Annotated in this window: 32 protein-coding genes; all 32 read left to right on the top strand. The window is 35.7% G+C overall.

Translation table 11 applies throughout. From position 1 onward, the window contains the following. The first annotated feature begins 191 nt into the window (after positions 1-191). Entirely contained in the window at positions 192-500 is a 309-nt protein-coding gene (rpsJ, locus tag HMPREF3239_RS08000) for a 30S ribosomal protein S10 (RefSeq protein ID WP_015900978.1), read from the top strand. 27 nt (positions 501-527) lie between these two features. Then, positions 528-1190: a 50S ribosomal protein L3 gene (gene rplC, locus HMPREF3239_RS07995; RefSeq protein WP_053028556.1), complete on the top strand. Its 663-nt coding sequence runs from the start codon at positions 528-530 to the stop codon at positions 1188-1190. A 26-nt stretch (positions 1191-1216) separates the two neighbouring features. Further along, positions 1217-1840 carry a 50S ribosomal protein L4 gene (gene rplD / locus HMPREF3239_RS07990; RefSeq protein ID WP_011275126.1) on the top strand — a complete coding sequence of 208 codons (624 nt, stop codon included), beginning with the start codon at positions 1217-1219 and terminating at the stop codon, positions 1838-1840. Beyond that, positions 1840-2115 (top strand): 50S ribosomal protein L23, encoded by a 276-nt coding sequence (gene rplW / locus HMPREF3239_RS07985; RefSeq protein ID WP_011275127.1) that lies wholly within the window; start codon positions 1840-1842, stop codon positions 2113-2115. The genes rplD and rplW overlap by 1 nt, the downstream gene beginning before the upstream one ends. A 39-nt stretch (positions 2116-2154) precedes the next feature. Beyond that, entirely contained in the window at positions 2155-2988 is an 834-nt protein-coding gene (rplB, locus tag HMPREF3239_RS07980) for a 50S ribosomal protein L2 (RefSeq protein WP_053028554.1), read from the top strand. A 64-nt stretch (positions 2989-3052) separates the two neighbouring features. Beyond that, the gene (gene rpsS, locus HMPREF3239_RS07975; protein WP_001829710.1) at positions 3053-3331 is read left to right on the top strand and encodes a 30S ribosomal protein S19; all 279 of its coding nucleotides are present in this window, start codon (positions 3053-3055) and stop codon (positions 3329-3331) included. A 27-nt stretch (positions 3332-3358) separates the two neighbouring features. After that, positions 3359-3712: a 50S ribosomal protein L22 gene (rplV, locus tag HMPREF3239_RS07970; RefSeq protein WP_001829734.1), complete on the top strand. Its 354-nt coding sequence runs from the start codon at positions 3359-3361 to the stop codon at positions 3710-3712. A gap of 23 nt (positions 3713-3735) precedes the next feature. Continuing rightward, positions 3736-4389 (top strand): 30S ribosomal protein S3, encoded by a 654-nt coding sequence (gene rpsC, locus HMPREF3239_RS07965; RefSeq protein WP_011275129.1) that lies wholly within the window; start codon positions 3736-3738, stop codon positions 4387-4389. Between the two features lie 2 nt (positions 4390-4391). After that, positions 4392-4826 carry a 50S ribosomal protein L16 gene (rplP, locus tag HMPREF3239_RS07960; protein ID WP_002432945.1) on the top strand — a complete coding sequence of 145 codons (435 nt, stop codon included), beginning with the start codon at positions 4392-4394 and terminating at the stop codon, positions 4824-4826. Further along, on the top strand, positions 4816-5025 hold the full coding sequence (gene rpmC, locus HMPREF3239_RS07955) for a 50S ribosomal protein L29 (RefSeq protein WP_011275130.1): 210 nt from the start codon (positions 4816-4818) through the stop codon (positions 5023-5025). The genes rplP and rpmC overlap by 11 nt, the downstream gene beginning before the upstream one ends. A gap of 26 nt (positions 5026-5051) precedes the next feature. Beyond that, positions 5052-5315 carry a 30S ribosomal protein S17 gene (rpsQ, locus tag HMPREF3239_RS07950; protein ID WP_011275131.1) on the top strand — a complete coding sequence of 88 codons (264 nt, stop codon included), beginning with the start codon at positions 5052-5054 and terminating at the stop codon, positions 5313-5315. A gap of 31 nt (positions 5316-5346) precedes the next feature. Beyond that, positions 5347-5715, top strand: a complete 369-nt coding sequence (gene rplN, locus HMPREF3239_RS07945) for a 50S ribosomal protein L14 (protein WP_002466492.1) — start codon at positions 5347-5349, stop codon at positions 5713-5715. 35 nt (positions 5716-5750) lie between these two features. Continuing rightward, entirely contained in the window at positions 5751-6068 is a 318-nt protein-coding gene (gene rplX / locus HMPREF3239_RS07940) for a 50S ribosomal protein L24 (RefSeq protein ID WP_002448459.1), read from the top strand. 25 nt (positions 6069-6093) lie between these two features. Next, entirely contained in the window at positions 6094-6633 is a 540-nt protein-coding gene (gene rplE / locus HMPREF3239_RS07935) for a 50S ribosomal protein L5 (RefSeq protein ID WP_011275133.1), read from the top strand. Positions 6634-6656: 23 nt separating this feature from the next. After that, entirely contained in the window at positions 6657-6842 is a 186-nt protein-coding gene (locus tag HMPREF3239_RS07930; protein ID WP_001140799.1) for a type Z 30S ribosomal protein S14, read from the top strand. 31 nt (positions 6843-6873) lie between these two features. Continuing rightward, positions 6874-7272: a 30S ribosomal protein S8 gene (rpsH, locus tag HMPREF3239_RS07925; protein ID WP_011275134.1), complete on the top strand. Its 399-nt coding sequence runs from the start codon at positions 6874-6876 to the stop codon at positions 7270-7272. A gap of 24 nt (positions 7273-7296) precedes the next feature. Next, positions 7297-7833, top strand: a complete 537-nt coding sequence (rplF, locus tag HMPREF3239_RS07920; RefSeq protein ID WP_011275135.1) for a 50S ribosomal protein L6 — start codon at positions 7297-7299, stop codon at positions 7831-7833. A 31-nt stretch (positions 7834-7864) separates the two neighbouring features. Continuing rightward, a complete protein-coding gene (rplR, locus tag HMPREF3239_RS07915) occupies positions 7865-8227 on the top strand; it encodes a 50S ribosomal protein L18 (protein ID WP_070855272.1) in 363 nt (120 codons plus the stop codon). A 20-nt stretch (positions 8228-8247) separates the two neighbouring features. Continuing rightward, the gene (gene rpsE, locus HMPREF3239_RS07910; protein ID WP_011275137.1) at positions 8248-8748 is read left to right on the top strand and encodes a 30S ribosomal protein S5; all 501 of its coding nucleotides are present in this window, start codon (positions 8248-8250) and stop codon (positions 8746-8748) included. 16 nt (positions 8749-8764) lie between these two features. Then, positions 8765-8944, top strand: a complete 180-nt coding sequence (gene rpmD / locus HMPREF3239_RS07905; RefSeq protein ID WP_011275138.1) for a 50S ribosomal protein L30 — start codon at positions 8765-8767, stop codon at positions 8942-8944. Positions 8945-8963: 19 nt separating this feature from the next. Next, positions 8964-9404, top strand: a complete 441-nt coding sequence (gene rplO, locus HMPREF3239_RS07900) for a 50S ribosomal protein L15 (protein ID WP_053028552.1) — start codon at positions 8964-8966, stop codon at positions 9402-9404. Further along, entirely contained in the window at positions 9404-10696 is a 1293-nt protein-coding gene (gene secY, locus HMPREF3239_RS07895) for a preprotein translocase subunit SecY (RefSeq protein ID WP_053028551.1), read from the top strand. Before rplO ends, secY begins: the two co-directional genes overlap by 1 nt. Positions 10697-10714: 18 nt before the next feature. Beyond that, positions 10715-11365: an adenylate kinase gene (locus HMPREF3239_RS07890; RefSeq protein ID WP_070855271.1), complete on the top strand. Its 651-nt coding sequence runs from the start codon at positions 10715-10717 to the stop codon at positions 11363-11365. A 197-nt stretch (positions 11366-11562) separates the two neighbouring features. Continuing rightward, positions 11563-11781: a translation initiation factor IF-1 gene (gene infA / locus HMPREF3239_RS07885; RefSeq protein WP_001829792.1), complete on the top strand. Its 219-nt coding sequence runs from the start codon at positions 11563-11565 to the stop codon at positions 11779-11781. A 31-nt stretch (positions 11782-11812) separates the two neighbouring features. Further along, on the top strand, positions 11813-11926 hold the full coding sequence (gene rpmJ, locus HMPREF3239_RS07880; protein ID WP_001829709.1) for a 50S ribosomal protein L36: 114 nt from the start codon (positions 11813-11815) through the stop codon (positions 11924-11926). 22 nt (positions 11927-11948) lie between these two features. Further along, a complete protein-coding gene (gene rpsM, locus HMPREF3239_RS07875; RefSeq protein WP_011275142.1) occupies positions 11949-12314 on the top strand; it encodes a 30S ribosomal protein S13 in 366 nt (121 codons plus the stop codon). Between the two features lie 23 nt (positions 12315-12337). Continuing rightward, a complete protein-coding gene (gene rpsK, locus HMPREF3239_RS07870; protein WP_000101625.1) occupies positions 12338-12727 on the top strand; it encodes a 30S ribosomal protein S11 in 390 nt (129 codons plus the stop codon). 83 nt (positions 12728-12810) lie between these two features. After that, positions 12811-13755, top strand: a complete 945-nt coding sequence (locus HMPREF3239_RS07865; RefSeq protein WP_011275143.1) for a DNA-directed RNA polymerase subunit alpha — start codon at positions 12811-12813, stop codon at positions 13753-13755. Between the two features lie 21 nt (positions 13756-13776). Continuing rightward, positions 13777-14148 carry a 50S ribosomal protein L17 gene (gene rplQ / locus HMPREF3239_RS07860; protein WP_011275144.1) on the top strand — a complete coding sequence of 124 codons (372 nt, stop codon included), beginning with the start codon at positions 13777-13779 and terminating at the stop codon, positions 14146-14148. Between the two features lie 437 nt (positions 14149-14585). Beyond that, a complete protein-coding gene (locus HMPREF3239_RS07855) occupies positions 14586-15398 on the top strand; it encodes an energy-coupling factor transporter ATPase (protein ID WP_070855270.1) in 813 nt (270 codons plus the stop codon). Next, positions 15395-16258, top strand: a complete 864-nt coding sequence (locus tag HMPREF3239_RS07850; protein WP_070855269.1) for an energy-coupling factor transporter ATPase — start codon at positions 15395-15397, stop codon at positions 16256-16258. Before HMPREF3239_RS07855 ends, HMPREF3239_RS07850 begins: the two co-directional genes overlap by 4 nt. Next, positions 16248-17054: an energy-coupling factor transporter transmembrane component T family protein gene (locus HMPREF3239_RS07845; RefSeq protein WP_053028547.1), complete on the top strand. Its 807-nt coding sequence runs from the start codon at positions 16248-16250 to the stop codon at positions 17052-17054. The genes HMPREF3239_RS07850 and HMPREF3239_RS07845 overlap by 11 nt, the downstream gene beginning before the upstream one ends. Position 17055: the final 1 nt, after the last annotated feature.

The raw sequence follows: 17055 nt of genomic DNA, 5'->3' as shown, positions 1-17055 counted from the left end.
AAAGTACAAAAAGTTATAGAAAAGCCTTGATTTATCAATGTTTTTCCTGTAACATATCTAATGTTGGACTTGATGAAAGCGATGAAGCGAAAGGTTACTGACACACCCGGCCGCTTTGCCATGGCGTTGTGTGAGATAGTTTTCGTGGAGAAGTCTATCACTTAAATGTAGACGAATAAGGAGGGAAAATTATGGCAAAACAAAAAATCAGAATCAGATTAAAAGCTTACGATCACCGTGTGATTGATCAATCAGCAGAGAAAATTGTTGAAACTGCAAAACGTTCTGGTGCAGAAGTTTCTGGACCAATTCCGTTACCAACTGAAAAATCAGTTTACACAATTATCCGTGCGGTGCATAAGTACAAAGATTCACGTGAACAATTCGAACAACGTACACATAAACGTTTAATCGATATTGTTAACCCAACACCAAAAACAGTTGATGCCCTAATGGGATTAAACTTACCATCTGGTGTAGACATCGAAATTAAATTATAATAGAAAATTTTAGGAGGTGGACTTTCGATGACCAAAGGAATCTTAGGAAGAAAAATTGGGATGACACAAGTATTCGGAGAAAACGGTGAATTAATCCCAGTAACAGTAGTAGAAGCAAGTCAAAACGTAGTATTACAAAAGAAAACTGAAGAAGTAGATGGCTACAATGCTATCCAAGTAGGTTTTGAAGACAAAAAAGCATATAAAAAAGATGCTAAATCAAATAAATATGCAAATAAACCAGCTGAAGGTCACGCTAAGAAAGCAGGCACAGCACCTAAGCGCTTCATTCGTGAATTCAGAAACGTTAATGTTGATGAATACGAAGTAGGTCAAGAAGTCACAGTAGATACTTTTGAAGCAGGAGACATTATTGATGTAACTGGAACTTCAAAAGGTAAAGGTTTCCAAGGTGCAATTAAACGTCATGGCCAAGCACGTGGACCAATGGCTCACGGTTCTCATTTCCACAGAGCACCAGGTTCAGTAGGTATGGCTTCAGATGCATCAAGAGTATTCAAAGGCCAAAAAATGCCTGGACGTATGGGTGGAAACACAGTTACTGTTCAAAACTTAGAAGTAGTTCAAGTTGATACAGATAACAATGTAATTTTAGTAAAAGGTAACGTACCTGGACCAAAAAAAGGTTTCTTAGAAATCCAAACTTCAATTAAAAAAGGTAATAAATAATAAGTAGCGAAAGGAGGAAAAGCATAATGGCTAATTATGATGTTTTAAAAGTAGACGGATCTAAATCAGGTTCTGTTGAATTAAGCGATTCAGTATTCGCTATTGAACCAAATAACAGTGTTCTTTTCGAAGCAATTAATTTACAACGTGCTTCATTACGACAAGGAACTCACGCAGTTAAAAATCGTTCTGCTGTACGTGGTGGCGGACGTAAACCATGGAGACAAAAAGGTACAGGACGTGCACGTCAAGGTACTATTCGTGCCCCACAATGGCGCGGTGGTGGTATCGTATTCGGTCCAACACCAAGAAGTTATGCATACAAAATGCCTAAGAAAATGCGTCGTTTAGCATTACGTTCTGCATTATCTTTCAAAGTGAAAGAAAACAACTTCACTATCGTTGATAATTTTGGTTTTGAAGCTCCAAAAACAAAAGAATTCAAAAACGTATTAACTACACTTGAACAACCTAAAAAAGTGTTAGTAGTTACTGATAGCGAAGACGTAAACGTTGAATTATCTGCTCGTAACATCCCTGGCGTACAAGTTAGTACTGCACAAGGATTAAACGTATTAGATATCACTAGCGCTGACAGTGTTATTATTACTGAATCAGCTGCGAAAAAAGTTGAGGAGGTGCTCGGATAATGGAAGCAAGAGATGTTCTTAAGCGCCCCGTAATCACTGAAAAATCTTCTGAAGCAATGGCTGAAGATAAATACACTTTTGACGTAGATACTCGTGCTAATAAAACACAAGTTAAAATTGCAGTTGAAGAAATTTTCGACGTTAAAGTTGCAAATGTAAACATCATCAACTACAAACCTAAGAAAAAACGTATGGGCCGTTACCAAGGCTATACAAACAAAAGAAGAAAAGCGATTGTTACTTTAAAAGAAGGTTCAATTGACTTATTCAACTAAACAATAAAATAAAAGTTACCATTAAGGAGGTAAGCGACAATGGCTCTTAAAAAATATAAGCCAATTACAAATGGTCGTCGTAATATGACTAGTTTAGATTTCGCTGAAATCACGAAATCAACTCCTGAAAAGTCATTATTACAACCGCTACCGAAAAAAGCGGGTCGTAACAACCAAGGTAAATTGACAGTTCGTCACCATGGTGGAGGACACAAACGTCAATACCGTGTTATCGATTTCAAACGTAACAAAGATGGAATCACTGCAAAAGTTGATTCAATCCAATATGATCCAAACCGTTCAGCTAACATTGCTTTATTAGTATATGCTGATGGTGAAAAACGTTATATTATTGCTCCAAAAGGATTACAAGTAGGCCAAGAAGTTGAAAGTGGTGCAGATGCCGACATTAAAGTTGGTAACGCATTACCTTTACAAAACATTCCTGTTGGTACTGTAATTCACAATATCGAATTAAAACCTGGTAAAGGTGGACAATTAGCTCGTTCAGCGGGTGCAAGTTCACAAGTACTTGGTAAAGAAGGTAAATACGTATTAATCAGATTACGTTCTGGTGAAGTTCGTATGATCTTATCAACTTGCCGTGCTACAATTGGACAAGTTGGTAACTTACAACATGAATTAGTTAATGTTGGTAAAGCTGGACGTTCTAGATGGAAAGGTATCCGTCCAACAGTTCGTGGTTCAGTAATGAACCCTAACGATCACCCACACGGTGGTGGTGAAGGTCGTGCTCCAATCGGTAGACCATCTCCAATGTCACCATGGGGTAAACCAACACTTGGTAAGAAAACTCGTCGTGGTAAAAAATCATCAGACAAACTTATCGTTCGTGGACGTAAGAAAAAATAATAACAACTTATTTGGGTGTGCGGCTTAATTGCTGCACGCACACAATAAGAAGGGAGGCGCCCAAATGGCTCGTAGTATTAAAAAAGGACCTTTCGTCGATGATCATTTAATGAAAAAAGTAGAAGCTCAAGACGGAAGTGAAAAGAAACAAGTAATCAAAACATGGTCTCGTCGTTCTACAATTTTCCCAAATTTCATCGGTCATACTTTTGCAGTATACGATGGTCGTAAACATGTACCTGTTTATGTAACTGAAGATATGGTAGGTCACAAATTAGGTGAATTTGCTCCAACTCGTACATTTAAAGGACATGCTGCAGACGATAAAAAAACTAGAAGATAATAAATAGAAGTAGAGGAGGAAATCCTAATGGAAGCAAAAGCGGTTGCTAGAACAATCAGAATCGCACCTCGTAAAGTAAGATTAGTTCTTGACTTAATTAGAGGTAAAAATGCTGGAGAAGCTATTGCTATTTTAAAATTAACTAACAAAGCTTCATCACCAGTAATTGAAAAAGTATTAATGTCCGCTTTAGCAAATGCTGAACATAACTATGACATGAACACTGATGAATTAGTAGTTAAAGAAGCATATGCAAATGAAGGACCAACTTTAAAACGTTTCCGTCCACGTGCACAAGGTCGTGCAAGTGCTATCAATAAACGTACAAGCCACATTACAATCGTCGTAAGTGACGGTAAAGAAGAAGCTAAAGAAGCTTAATAACTATTTAAGGAGGGAACACTGTGGGTCAAAAAATTAATCCTATCGGACTTCGTGTCGGTATCATCCGTGACTGGGAAGCAAAATGGTATGCTGAAAAAGATTTCGCTTCACTATTACACGAAGATTTAAGAATCCGTAAATTCATTGATAACGAATTAAAAGAAGCATCAGTTTCTCACGTTGAAATCGAACGTGCTGCTAACCGTATTAACATTGCCATTCACACTGGTAAACCAGGTATGGTAATTGGTAAAGGCGGATCTGAAATTGAAAAACTTCGTAATAAATTAAACAACTTAACTGATAAAAAAGTACACATCAACGTTATCGAAATCAAGAAAATTGATATCGATGCTCGTTTAGTTGCTGAGAATATTGCACGTCAATTAGAAAACCGTGCTTCATTCCGTCGTGTACAAAAACAAGCTATTTCAAGAGCTATGAAACTTGGTGCTAAAGGTATCAAAACTCAAGTATCAGGTCGTTTAGGCGGAGCTGACATTGCTCGTGCTGAACAATATTCAGAAGGAACTGTTCCACTTCATACTTTACGTGCTGACATCGATTATGCACATGCTGAAGCAGACACTACTTACGGTAAATTAGGTGTTAAAGTATGGATTTATCGTGGTGAAGTTCTTCCTACTAAGAATACTAGTGAAGGAGGAAAATAATAATGTTACTACCAAAACGTGTTAAATATCGTCGTCAACATCGTCCTAAAACAACTGGTCGTTCTAAAGGCGGTAACTATGTAACATTTGGTGAGTATGGATTACAAGCTACTACAACATCTTGGATCACTTCTCGTCAAATCGAATCTGCTCGTATTGCTATGACACGTTACATGAAACGTGGCGGGAAAGTTTGGATTAAAATCTTCCCTCATACACCATATACTAAAAAACCTTTAGAAGTACGTATGGGTGCTGGTAAAGGTGCCGTTGAAGGCTGGATCGCTGTTGTAAAACCAGGTAGAATTTTATTCGAGGTTGCAGGCGTATCAGAAGAAGTTGCTCGTGAAGCATTACGTTTAGCAAGTCACAAACTTCCAGTAAAAACTAAGTTTGTAAAACGTGAAGAATTGGGTGGTGAAACAAATGAAAGCTAAGGAAATTAGAGACTTAACCACTTCAGAAATCGAAGAACAAATCAAATCTTCAAAAGAAGAGCTTTTTAACCTACGCTTTCAGTTAGCTACAGGTCAATTAGAGGAAACTGCACGTATTCGTACAGTTAGAAAAACGATTGCACGTCTAAAAACTGTTGCTCGTGAAAGAGAAATCGAAGAAAGTAAAGCTAATCAATAAAACATTCGAAAGAGGAGGTTACAAAAGTGAGTGAAAGAAACGATCGTAAAGTTTATGTAGGTAAAGTTGTTTCAGATAAAATGGACAAAACTATCACTGTATTAGTTGAAACTTACAAAACACACAAATTATACGGTAAACGTGTAAAATACTCTAAAAAATACAAAACTCATGATGAAAACAATTCAGCTAAATTAGGAGACATTGTTAAAATTCAAGAAACTCGTCCTTTATCAGCATCAAAACGTTTTCGTTTAGTAGAAATTGTTGAAGAGTCAGTAATTATTTAATACAAGATTAGAGATAAGGGAGGTTTAACTAATGATCCAACAAGAAACTCGTTTAAAAGTAGCAGACAACTCTGGTGCTCGTGAAGTTCTTACAATTAAAGTATTAGGTGGATCTGGTCGCAAAACAGCGAACATCGGCGATGTTATCGTATGTACTGTTAAAAATGCAACACCAGGTGGCGTTGTTAAAAAAGGTGACGTAGTCAAAGCTGTTGTCGTTAGAACTAAATCAGGCGTTCGTCGTAATGATGGTTCTTATATCAAGTTTGATGAAAATGCATGTGTCATTATTCGTGATGACAAAGGCCCACGTGGTACTCGTATCTTTGGTCCTGTTGCTCGTGAATTACGTGAAGGCAACTTCATGAAAATCGTTTCATTAGCACCAGAAGTACTTTAATTTATAAAAACCAAATCATTTAAGGAGGTGCCCACATGCATATCAAAAAAGGTGACAACGTAAAAGTTATCGCAGGTAAAGACAAAGGTAAAGAAGGTAAAGTAATCGCTACTGAACCTAAAAAAGACCGTGTCGTTGTGGAAGGTGTTAACGTAATTAAAAAACACCAAAAACCAACTCAATTAAATCCTGAAGGTGGAATCTTAGAAACAGAGGCAGCAATCCATGTTTCTAACGTACAATTATTAGACCCTAAAACAAACGAACCTACACGTGTCGGTTACAAATTTGTTGATGGTAAAAAAGTTCGTATCGCTAAAAAATCTGGCGAAGAAATCAAATCTAATAATTAATAACTAGTTGAAAGGAGGATCCACTTTGAACCGTTTAAAAGAAAGATACAATACTGAAGTTACTGAAAACTTAGTTAAAAAATTCAACTATAGTTCTGTAATGGAAGTACCAAAAATCGAAAAAATCGTTGTAAATATGGGTGTAGGTGATGCAGTTCAAAACTCTAAAGTGTTAGATAACGCTGTAGAAGAATTAGAATTAATCACTGGTCAAAAACCATTAGTAACAAAAGCTAAAAAATCAGTTGCAACATTCCGTTTACGTGAAGGTATGCCAATCGGTGCGAAAGTTACACTTCGCGGAGAAAGAATGTATGAATTCTTAGATAAATTAATCGCAGTTTCATTACCTCGTGTACGTGACTTCCAAGGTGTTTCTAAAACAGCATTCGATGGTCGTGGTAACTACACATTAGGAATTAAAGAACAATTAATTTTCCCAGAAATCGACTATGATAAAGTAAGTAAAGTAAGAGGAATGGATATTGTTATCGTAACAACTGCTAACACTGACGAGGAAGCTCGTGAATTGTTAACAAACTTCGGTATGCCATTTCGTAAATAATCTCTAAAAAGGAGGCTAATTAAGTGGCTAAAACTTCTATGGTTGCTAAGCAACAGAAAAAACAAAAATATGCAGTACGTGAATATACTCGTTGTGAACGTTGTGGTCGTCCACATTCTGTATATCGTAAATTTAAATTATGCCGTATTTGTTTCCGTGAATTAGCTTACAAAGGGCAAATCCCTGGCGTACGTAAAGCTAGCTGGTAATATATAAGAGTCTGAAAGGAGGCAACAATCAATGACAATGACAGATCCAATCGCAGATATGCTTACTCGTGTAAGAAACGCAAACATGGTGCGTCACGAGAAATTAGAATTACCTGCGTCTAACATTAAAAAACAAATTGCTGAAATCTTAAAAAGTGAAGGTTTCATTAAAAACGTAGAATACGTTGAAGATGATAAACAAGGTGTTATTCGTTTATTCTTAAAATATGGTCAAAACAATGAACGTGTTATCACAGGATTAAAACGTATTTCTAAACCAGGTTTACGTGTTTATGCTAAAGCAAACGAAGTACCTAAAGTATTAAATGGTTTAGGTATTGCATTAGTTTCAACTTCTGAAGGTGTTATCACTGACAAAGAAGCAAGAAAACGTAACGTTGGCGGAGAAATTATCGCATACGTTTGGTAATAATAAATAAGGAGGTGCCATAACATGAGTCGTGTTGGTAAGAAAATTATTGACATCCCTAGCGACGTTACAGTAACTTTTGATGGTCATACTGCTACTGTAAAAGGTCCTAAAGGTGAATTAACTAGAACATTTAACGAAAGAATGACTTTCAAACAAGAAGAAAACACTATCGAAGTTGTAAGACCTACTGAGTCTAAAGAAGATAGAACAGTTCATGGTACAACTCGTGCTTTATTAAATAATATGGTACAAGGTGTTTCTCAAGGTTTCGAAAAAACACTTGAGCTTGTTGGTGTAGGTTACCGTGCTCAAATGCAAGGTAGTGACTTAGTATTAAACGTTGGTTACTCTCACCCTGTTGAAATTAAAGCTGAAGATGGCATTACTTTCGCAGTAGAGAAAAACACAACTGTTAGAGTATCTGGTGTATCTAAAGAACAAGTTGGTGCAATCGCATCTAACATCCGTTCAGTAAGACCTCCAGAACCTTACAAAGGAAAAGGTATCCGTTACCAAGGTGAATACGTTCGCCGTAAAGAAGGTAAAACAGGTAAATAATAGATAACTCTCTTAAGAAAGGAGTAATACAATGATCAGTAAAATTGATAAAAACAAAGTGCGTTTGAAAAGACATGCTCGTGTGCGTACTAAATTATCAGGTACAGCTGAAAAACCACGTTTAAATGTATATCGTTCAAACAAACACATTTATGCACAAATTATCGATGATGTTAAAGGCGTAACTTTAGCTCAAGCTTCATCAAAAGATAAAGATATCGCAAGCGAATCAGCTTCTAAAGTAGATTTATCTACAAAAGTAGGCGAAGCAATTGCTAAAAAAGCATCAGAAAAAGGCATTAAAGAAATCGTATTTGATCGTGGCGGTTATTTATACCATGGTCGTGTAAAAGCTTTAGCAGATGCTGCTAGAGAAAGCGGATTAGAATTTTAATTTAAAGGAGGGACAAATACATGGCTCGTAGAGAAGAAGAAACGAAAGAATTTGAAGAACGCGTTGTAACAATCAATCGTGTTGCTAAAGTTGTTAAAGGTGGACGTCGTTTCCGTTTCACTGCATTAGTAGTAGTTGGAGACAAAAATGGTCGTGTAGGTTTCGGTACTGGTAAAGCTCAAGAGGTACCAGAAGCTATCAAAAAAGCTGTCGAAGCAGCTAAAAAAGATTTAGTAGTTGTTCCACGTGTTGAAGGAACTACTCCTCACACTATCACTGGTCGTTACGGTTCAGGTAGCGTATTCATGAAACCAGCTGCACCTGGTACAGGGGTAATCGCTGGTGGTCCAGTTCGTGCCGTATTAGAATTAGCAGGTATCACTGATATCTTAAGTAAATCATTAGGATCTAACACACCAATCAATATGGTTCGTGCTACTATCAATGGTTTACAAAACCTTAAAAATGCTGAAGATGTTGCTAAATTACGCGGCAAATCAGTAGAAGAATTATATAATTAAGGGGGGAAAATAGATAATGGCTAAATTACAAATTACCCTCACTCGTAGTGTTATTGGTCGTCCTGAAACACAACGTAAAACTGTTGAAGCTTTAGGTCTTAAAAAGACTAATAGTTCAGTAGTAGTTGAAGATAACCCTGCAATCCGTGGGCAAATCAACAAAGTTAGACACTTATTGACAGTAGAAGAAAAATAATTAAGGAGGTGCCTATATAATGAAATTACATGAGTTAAAAGCAGCTGAAGGTTCACGTCGTGTACGTAACCGTGTTGGCCGTGGTGCTGGTTCTGGTAATGGTAAAACTAGTGGTCGCGGACAAAAAGGTCAAAAAGCACGTTCAGGTGGTGGCGTAAGACCAGGATTTGAAGGTGGACAATTACCTTTATTCCGTCGTTTACCAAAACGTGGTTTCACTAACATTAATCGTAAAGAATATGCTATTGTTAACTTAGACCAACTTAATAAATTTGAAGATGGTACTGAAGTAACTCCAGCTTTATTAGTTGAAACTGGTGTAGTTAAGAATGAAAAATCTGGTATTAAAGTACTAGGTAACGGCTCACTTGATAAAAAATTGACAGTGAAAGCTCACAAATTCTCAGCTTCAGCAGCAGAAGCAATTGATGCAAAAGGTGGAGCACACGAGGTGATCTAATGTTTCAAACGCTTGTGAGCTTCTTTAAAACTAAAGAAGTTCGAAACAAGATTTTCTTTACCTTAGCAATGTTAATTATATTCAAAATAGGAACTTACATTCCGGCTCCAGGTGTTAACCCTGAGCCTTTTGAACAACAAGGTTCTGATCAAGGAGTCGCCGCTCTTCTTAATACGTTTGGTGGCGGAGCCTTAAAGAACTTTTCAATATTTGCTATGGGCATTATGCCCTACATCACTGCATCTATCGTAATGCAATTATTACAAATGGATATTGTTCCAAAATTCTCTGAATGGGCGAAACAAGGTGAAGTAGGTAAAAGAAAGCTTAGCAATGTAACACGTTATTTCGCTATCATTTTGGCTTTTATACAGTCAATTGGTATGGCATTCCAATTTAATAACTATTTAGGTGGTAAATTAATTATTCACCAATCTGTAATGAGTTATTTATTGATTGCCGTTGTTTTAACAGCAGGAACAGCATTTCTAATTTGGCTTGGTGACCAAATCACTCAATTTGGTGTGGGTAATGGTATTTCTATCATTATCTTTGCAGGTATCTTATCAACATTGCCGTCATCAATTATCCAATTTGTGCAACAAGCATTTGTTGGTAATGATGATACAACGTTGGCATGGTTGAAAGTGATTGGCTTAATTGTAGGATTAGTTTTACTTACAATTGGTGCGATTTATGTACTAGAAGCAAAACGTAAAATTCCTATCCAATACGCTAAAAAACAATCTGCACAAAGATTAGGATCCCAAGCAACATATCTACCTTTAAAAGTTAACTCTGCAGGGGTAATTCCAGTAATCTTTGCGATGGCATTTTTCTTATTGCCAAGAACATTAACACTGTTCTTCCCTAAAGCTGATTGGGCGCAAACTATATCTGAATATGCTAACCCTTCAAACACTTACGGCATGATTGTTTATGTAATTCTAATTATTGCATTTACGTATTTCTATGCCTTTGTTCAAGTTAATCCTGAAAAAATGGCTGACAACTTGAAGAAACAAGGTAGTTACGTTCCAGGTATCAGACCTGGCGATCAAACTAAAAAATATATTACTAAAGTACTTTATCGCTTAACTTTTGTCGGCTCTATTTTCTTAGCAGTCATTGCGATATTACCAATTCTAGCAACTAAGTTTATGAGTTTACCTCAATCGATTCAAATTGGTGGTACAAGCTTATTAATCGTAATTGGTGTAGCAATTGAAACTATGAAATCACTTGAAGCTCAAGTGAGTCAAAAAGAATATAAAGGCTTTGGTGGTAGATAATTTGTAGGAGGGCAATTTATGAATATCATTTTAATGGGTTTACCTGGCGCAGGTAAAGGTACTCAAGCGAGTGAAATTGTTAAGAAATTCCCAATACCACATATATCTACTGGTGACATGTTCAGAAAAGCGATTAAAGATGAAACAGATTTAGGAAAAGAAGCTAAATCTTACATGGATCGTGGAGAATTAGTCCCTGATGAAGTTACTGTAGGTATCGTTAAAGAAAGAATATCTGAAGACGATGCAAAAAAAGGATTCTTATTAGATGGCTTCCCAAGAACAATCGATCAAGCTGAGGCATTAAATGAAATTATGTCTGAGCTTGGTAGAAACATTGATGCGGTTATAAACATCGAAGTTCCTGAGGAAGAATTGATGAATCGTCTTACAGGTCGTCGTATCTGTGAGAAATGTGGTACGACTTATCATCTTGTATTTAATCCTCCAAAGGTTGATGGTATTTGTGATATCGATGGTGGAAAACTTTATCAACGTGAAGATGATAATCCTGAAACAGTATCTAATCGTTTAAACGTTAATGTTAAGCAGTCTAAGCCTATTTTAGAGTACTATAATGAAAAAGATGTGCTTAAAAACATTGATGGCGCGAAAGATATTGACGATGTAACCAAAGATGTCATTGATATCTTAGATCAATTAAAATAGATCAACTTAATACGGTCTAGGTTTATGTGAATTTGATTAGGTTTCTCTGGCAAGAATTAATTTTCTGAGTGTCGAATGACGATAATAATTCCCGCATTTTGTTAAACTTATTATAACTAGTCACTATATTAGATTCGTATCGTTGAAGTTGTCTATTGACGATTACCTTACTATTGTAAAAAGGGGGAAGTTAATCAATGGCGAAACAAGATGTAATTGAATTAGAAGGTACAGTATTAGATACTTTACCAAATGCTATGTTTAAAGTAGAATTAGAAAATGGTCATGAAATTTTAGCGCACGTGAGTGGTAAAATTAGAATGAATTATATTCGTATTCTACCTGGCGACAAAGTAACTGTAGAAATGTCTCCGTATGATTTATCACGCGGTAGAATTACTTATCGTTATAAATAATCGTCACTCCATAATATAGGGAGGTATAAAAATGAAAGTAAGACCATCAGTTAAACCAATTTGCGAAAAATGTAAAGTCATTAAACGTAAAGGTAAAGTAATGGTAATTTGTGACAATCCTAAGCACAAACAAAGACAAGGTTAATAAAAGAGAGGTGTAAATATATATGGCACGTATTGCAGGAGTAGATATTCCACGTGAAAAACGTATCGTTATTTCATTAACATATGTATATGGTATTGGTACTTCAACAGCTAAAAAAATCGTTGAAGAAGCTAACGTATCAGCAGACACACGTGTAAAAGATTTAACAGATGACGAATTAGGTCGTATTCGTGAAGTTGTTGACAGTTATAAAGTTGAAGGTGACTTACGTCGTGAACAAAACTTAAACATTAAACGTTTAATGGAAATTTCATCATACCGTGGTATCCGTCACCGTCGTGGTTTACCAGTTCGCGGTCAAAAAACTAAAAACAACGCACGTACGCGTAAAGGCCCAGTTAAAACTGTAGCTAACAAGAAAAAATAATAGGTAAAGGAGGCAAAATATAAATGGCACGTAAACAAGTATCTCGTAAACGTAGAGTTAAAAAGAATATTGAAAATGGTGTGGCTCACATCCGTTCAACATTCAATAATACAATCGTAACTATCACTGATGAATTTGGTAATGCTTTATCTTGGTCATCAGCTGGTGCATTAGGTTTCAAAGGATCTAAAAAATCAACTCCATTCGCAGCGCAAATGGCTTCTGAAACTGCATCAAAATCAGCAATGGAACATGGTTTAAAAACTGTTGAAGTAACAGTAAAAGGACCTGGACCAGGTCGTGAATCAGCTATCCGTGCATTACAATCAGCTGGTCTAGAAGTAACTGCAATCAGAGACGTTACTCCAGTACCACATAACGGTTGTCGTCCACCAAAACGTCGTCGCGTCTAATTTTTAATAGATTGTTATTGTTACAGGTCACTGAGCGAAACAGTTTAAAATTAAGTCGACGTAATTAAGGAGGATTTTTGTAAATGATAGAAATTGAAAAACCTAGAATTGAGACAATTGAAATTAGTGAAGATGCTAAATTCGGTAAGTTCGTTGTTGAACCACTAGAACGTGGCTACGGTACTACACTAGGAAACTCCTTACGTCGTATCCTACTATCTTCATTACCAGGTGCAGCCGTTAAGTACATTGAAATTGAAGGTGTTTTACACGAGTTCTCAGCTATAGATAATGTTGTTGAAGATGTTTCTACTATCATTATGAACATCAAAAAATTAGCACTTAAAATCTATTCTGAAGAAGATAAAACATTAGAAATCGATGTTCGAGATGAAGGCGAAGTTACTGCAAGTGACATTACTCATGATAGTGATGTGGAAGTTCTAAATCCAGAACTTAAAATCGCAACAGTGTCTAAAGGTGGACATTTAAAAATTCGTCTTGTTGCTAACAAGGGTAGAGGTTACGCATTAGCAGAACAAAATAATACTAGTGATTTACCAATCGGTGTAATTCCTGTTGATTCACTATACTCACCAGTTGAACGTGTTAACTATACAGTTGAAAATACACGTGTCGGTCAAAGTAGTGATTTTGATAAATTAACTTTAGATGTTTGGACTAATGGTTCAATCACTCCACAAGAGTCAGTATCATTAGCTGCTAAGATTTTGACTGAACATTTAAATATTTTTGTAGGTCTTACAGATGAAGCACAAAATGCTGAAATCATGATTGAAAAAGAAGAAGATCAAAAAGAAAAAGTACTTGAAATGTCTATTGAAGAATTAGACTTATCAGTACGTTCATACAACTGTTTAAAACGTGCAGGAATCAATTCAGTTCAAGAGTTAGCTGATAAATCTGAAGCTGATATGATGAAAGTTCGTAATTTAGGTCGTAAATCTCTAGAAGAAGTTAAATATAAATTAGAAGATTTAGGATTAGGATTAAGAAAAGAAGATTAATAAGTTAAAGGAGGTCAACTCATGGGTTACAGAAAATTAGGTCGTACTTCTGATCAACGTAAAGCTATGTTACGTGACTTAGCTACTTCACTTATCGTTAGTGAACGTATTGAAACTACAGAAGCTCGTGCAAAAGAAGTTCGTAGTGTTGTTGAGAAATTAATCACTTTAGGTAAAAAAGGAGATTTAGCTTCTCGTCGTAATGCTGCTAAAACATTACGTAATGTTGAAATCTTAAACGAAGATGAAACGACACAAACTGCACTTCAAAAATTATTCGGTGAAATTGCTGAACGTTATACAGAACGTCAAGGTGGTTACACTCGTATTCTTAAAGTAGGTCCTCGTCGCGGAGACGGTGCTGAATCAGTTATCATCGAATTAGTAGATTAATTCAAGATATAAATACACTAACTACTTATATGTAAAGCAAATGAGTGCAACGATAATGTTTGCCACATACAAATATTGTCTAGCTCAGAGTGCCCCATCAATTAAATAAATTTCAAAGCGTGAACTCAACTAAAATATGATGGGGTGCGCGCTTTTTTATTTTAATAGCGCATATCAGCAACCAATGATTTAAAATGTTCTTATATGATGAGATACGAACTTTTAATATTTGACTGCAAATTCACAGTAGGTGACTAAATTGAGATGGCTCAATTAAATGCTAATGACTATAGTCAACCTTAGAGAGGCGGGATATTGAATTCAATAAGAATTATATCCGGTCCTCTTTTTATATTCAGAAATGAAACAAAGTTTCATATACATGATAATCATATTCATGTAAACTATAAGAGTACAAATTTTTAGGAGGGATTCTAGTGGAGGCAAATCATACAAATATTATTGAACTTAAGCATATCGATTTTCAATATCAAGGCGATGCAGCCTTCACACTGAACGATGTATCCTTTCAAATCCCTAAAAATAAATGGACTTCTATAGTTGGTCACAATGGCTCTGGCAAATCTACAATTGCTAAACTCATTGTTGGTATTGAAACGGCTACGAATGGTACGGTATATTTTAATCAATCACCGATTATTAACGAGGAGTTTAAAAATATACGTGAACACATAGGTATTGTCTTTCAAAACCCTGAGAACCAATTTGTAGGTTCAATTGTTAAATATGATGTTGCCTTCGGTTTGGAAAATCATTCTGTTCCCACAGAAAAAATGAAAGTCATCGTTGCTCGGGCGATTAGTGATGTTGGTATGACTGATTATGCTAACTATGAGCCACATTCACTATCAGGTGGTCAAAAACAACGTGTCGCTATTGCAGGCGTGTTAGCATTAAGCCCAACCGTGATTATTTTAGATGAAGCGACGTCTATGTTGGATCCTCAAGCTAAAAAATCATTATTAAGCTTGATTCAAGATGTCAAAGCAACGAAAGATGTGACAATTATATCTATTACACATGATTTAACTGAAGCACTTGAAGGAGATCATGTGATTGTGATGAATCACGGAACAGTTTATAAAGAAGGTAGCCCTAAAGCAATTTTCAAAGATATACATATGTTACAAGAACTTGGTCTAGATTTACCTTTTTCAATGAAAATGAATCAATTGCTAGGATTTGATGATCAGTTCATAACATATGAAGGGTTGGTAGAAAAGCTATGATAATTAAGTTTAATGATGTTGCTTATACCTATCAACGAGGCACACCTTATGAGTATAATGCATTAGAACATATTAATTTAACGATTGAACAAGGAAAGTACTACGCTATTGTAGGACAAACTGGAAGTGGAAAATCAACCTTAATTCAACATTTTAATGGGTTACTAAAACCAACAAACGGTTATATAGAGCATGATCAACTGACAATTACAGCAAAGACTAAAGATAAGTGGATTAGGCCTATACGACAAAAAGTTGGCCTAGTGTTTCAATTTCCTGAATCACAATTGTTTGAGGACAATATTGAAAGAGAAATCGAGTTTGGACCTAAGAACTTTGGCATGAATGTTGAAGAAGTGAAGGAAAGAGCGTTTGATTTATTATTAGAGTTAGGTTTTCCAAGAAATGTTATGTCACTGTCACCCTTTCAAATGTCGGGGGGACAGATGCGTAAAATTGCAATTGTTTCAATTTTAGCTATGGACCCAGATGTGATTGTGTTAGATGAGCCTACAGCTGGTTTAGATCCAAAAAGTCGTCAACAAGTGATGGCGTTATTTAAAGAAATACAAATAAAGCAAAATAAAACAATCATCCTTGTGTCTCATGATATGAATGAAGTTGCAAAATACGCTGAAGAGATTATCGTGATGAATGATGGCAATATTGTTGAACAAGTGACACCTAAGGAACTGTTCAGACAAGTGAACCGATTAGAAGAATGGCATATAGCATTACCAGATGTCGTCCAATTACAACGTGATATTGAAATCAAACACGGCATTGAATTTAAGACAATCGCATTATCTGAAGATGAATTTGTAAAGATGTATCAGGAGTGGCTACAACATGAAGAATAAATTAATTATAGGTAGATACTTGCCTAATAACTCAGTTATTCACCATCTAGATCCACGGGCTAAGGTCTTATTTGTATTTATGTTTATTATTCTAATCTTTTTTGCACATTCATTTGCAACGTTTGGTTGGATTATATTATTAATATTAGTATTTATGTTTTTAGCGAAGATTAAATTTTGGTTCCTAATTAAAGGTTTGACACCGATATTTATCTTTACGTTATTTACATTTGCAATGCATATCTTTTTCACACATGGTGGCACGCGACTAGTAGATTACGGAATCATAAAAATTGATAGTGCCGGCATACTAGAAGGTATATTTATATCATTACGTCTGATTACTATCGTGATGGTTGCAACGATAATGACTTTATCTACAAGTCCGATTGATTTGACAGATGCTTTTGAAAAATTATTAACTCCATTAAAATGGTTTAAGATACCTGTACATCAACTAAGTATGATTATGTCAATCGCATTAAGATTTATTCCAACATTAATGGATGAATTAGATAAAATTATATTAGCTCAAAAATCACGTGGTTCTGAGTTGAGTTCAGGTGGACTAATGACACGTATTAAAGCATTTATACCTTTAATGATTCCGTTATTTATTTCAGCTTTTCAAAGGGCTGAGGAGTTAGCCATTGCTATGGAAGTGCGTGGTTATGATGCAAATGTAAAGCGAACAAGTTATAGAAAATTACAATGGCGAATGGCTGATACGATGTGCTTAATCAGTTTCATTCCCATAGCTGTCGTATTATTCGTATTAAAATACATTGGAGTGTAAT

Origin of the sequence: Staphylococcus sp. HMSC34C02, assembly GCF_001838705.1 — a bacterium.
Lineage (GTDB): Bacteria > Bacillota > Bacilli > Staphylococcales > Staphylococcaceae > Staphylococcus > Staphylococcus borealis.
Note: the sequence above shows the minus strand (reverse complement) of the source record. Positions and strands in the feature narration are given on the sequence as shown.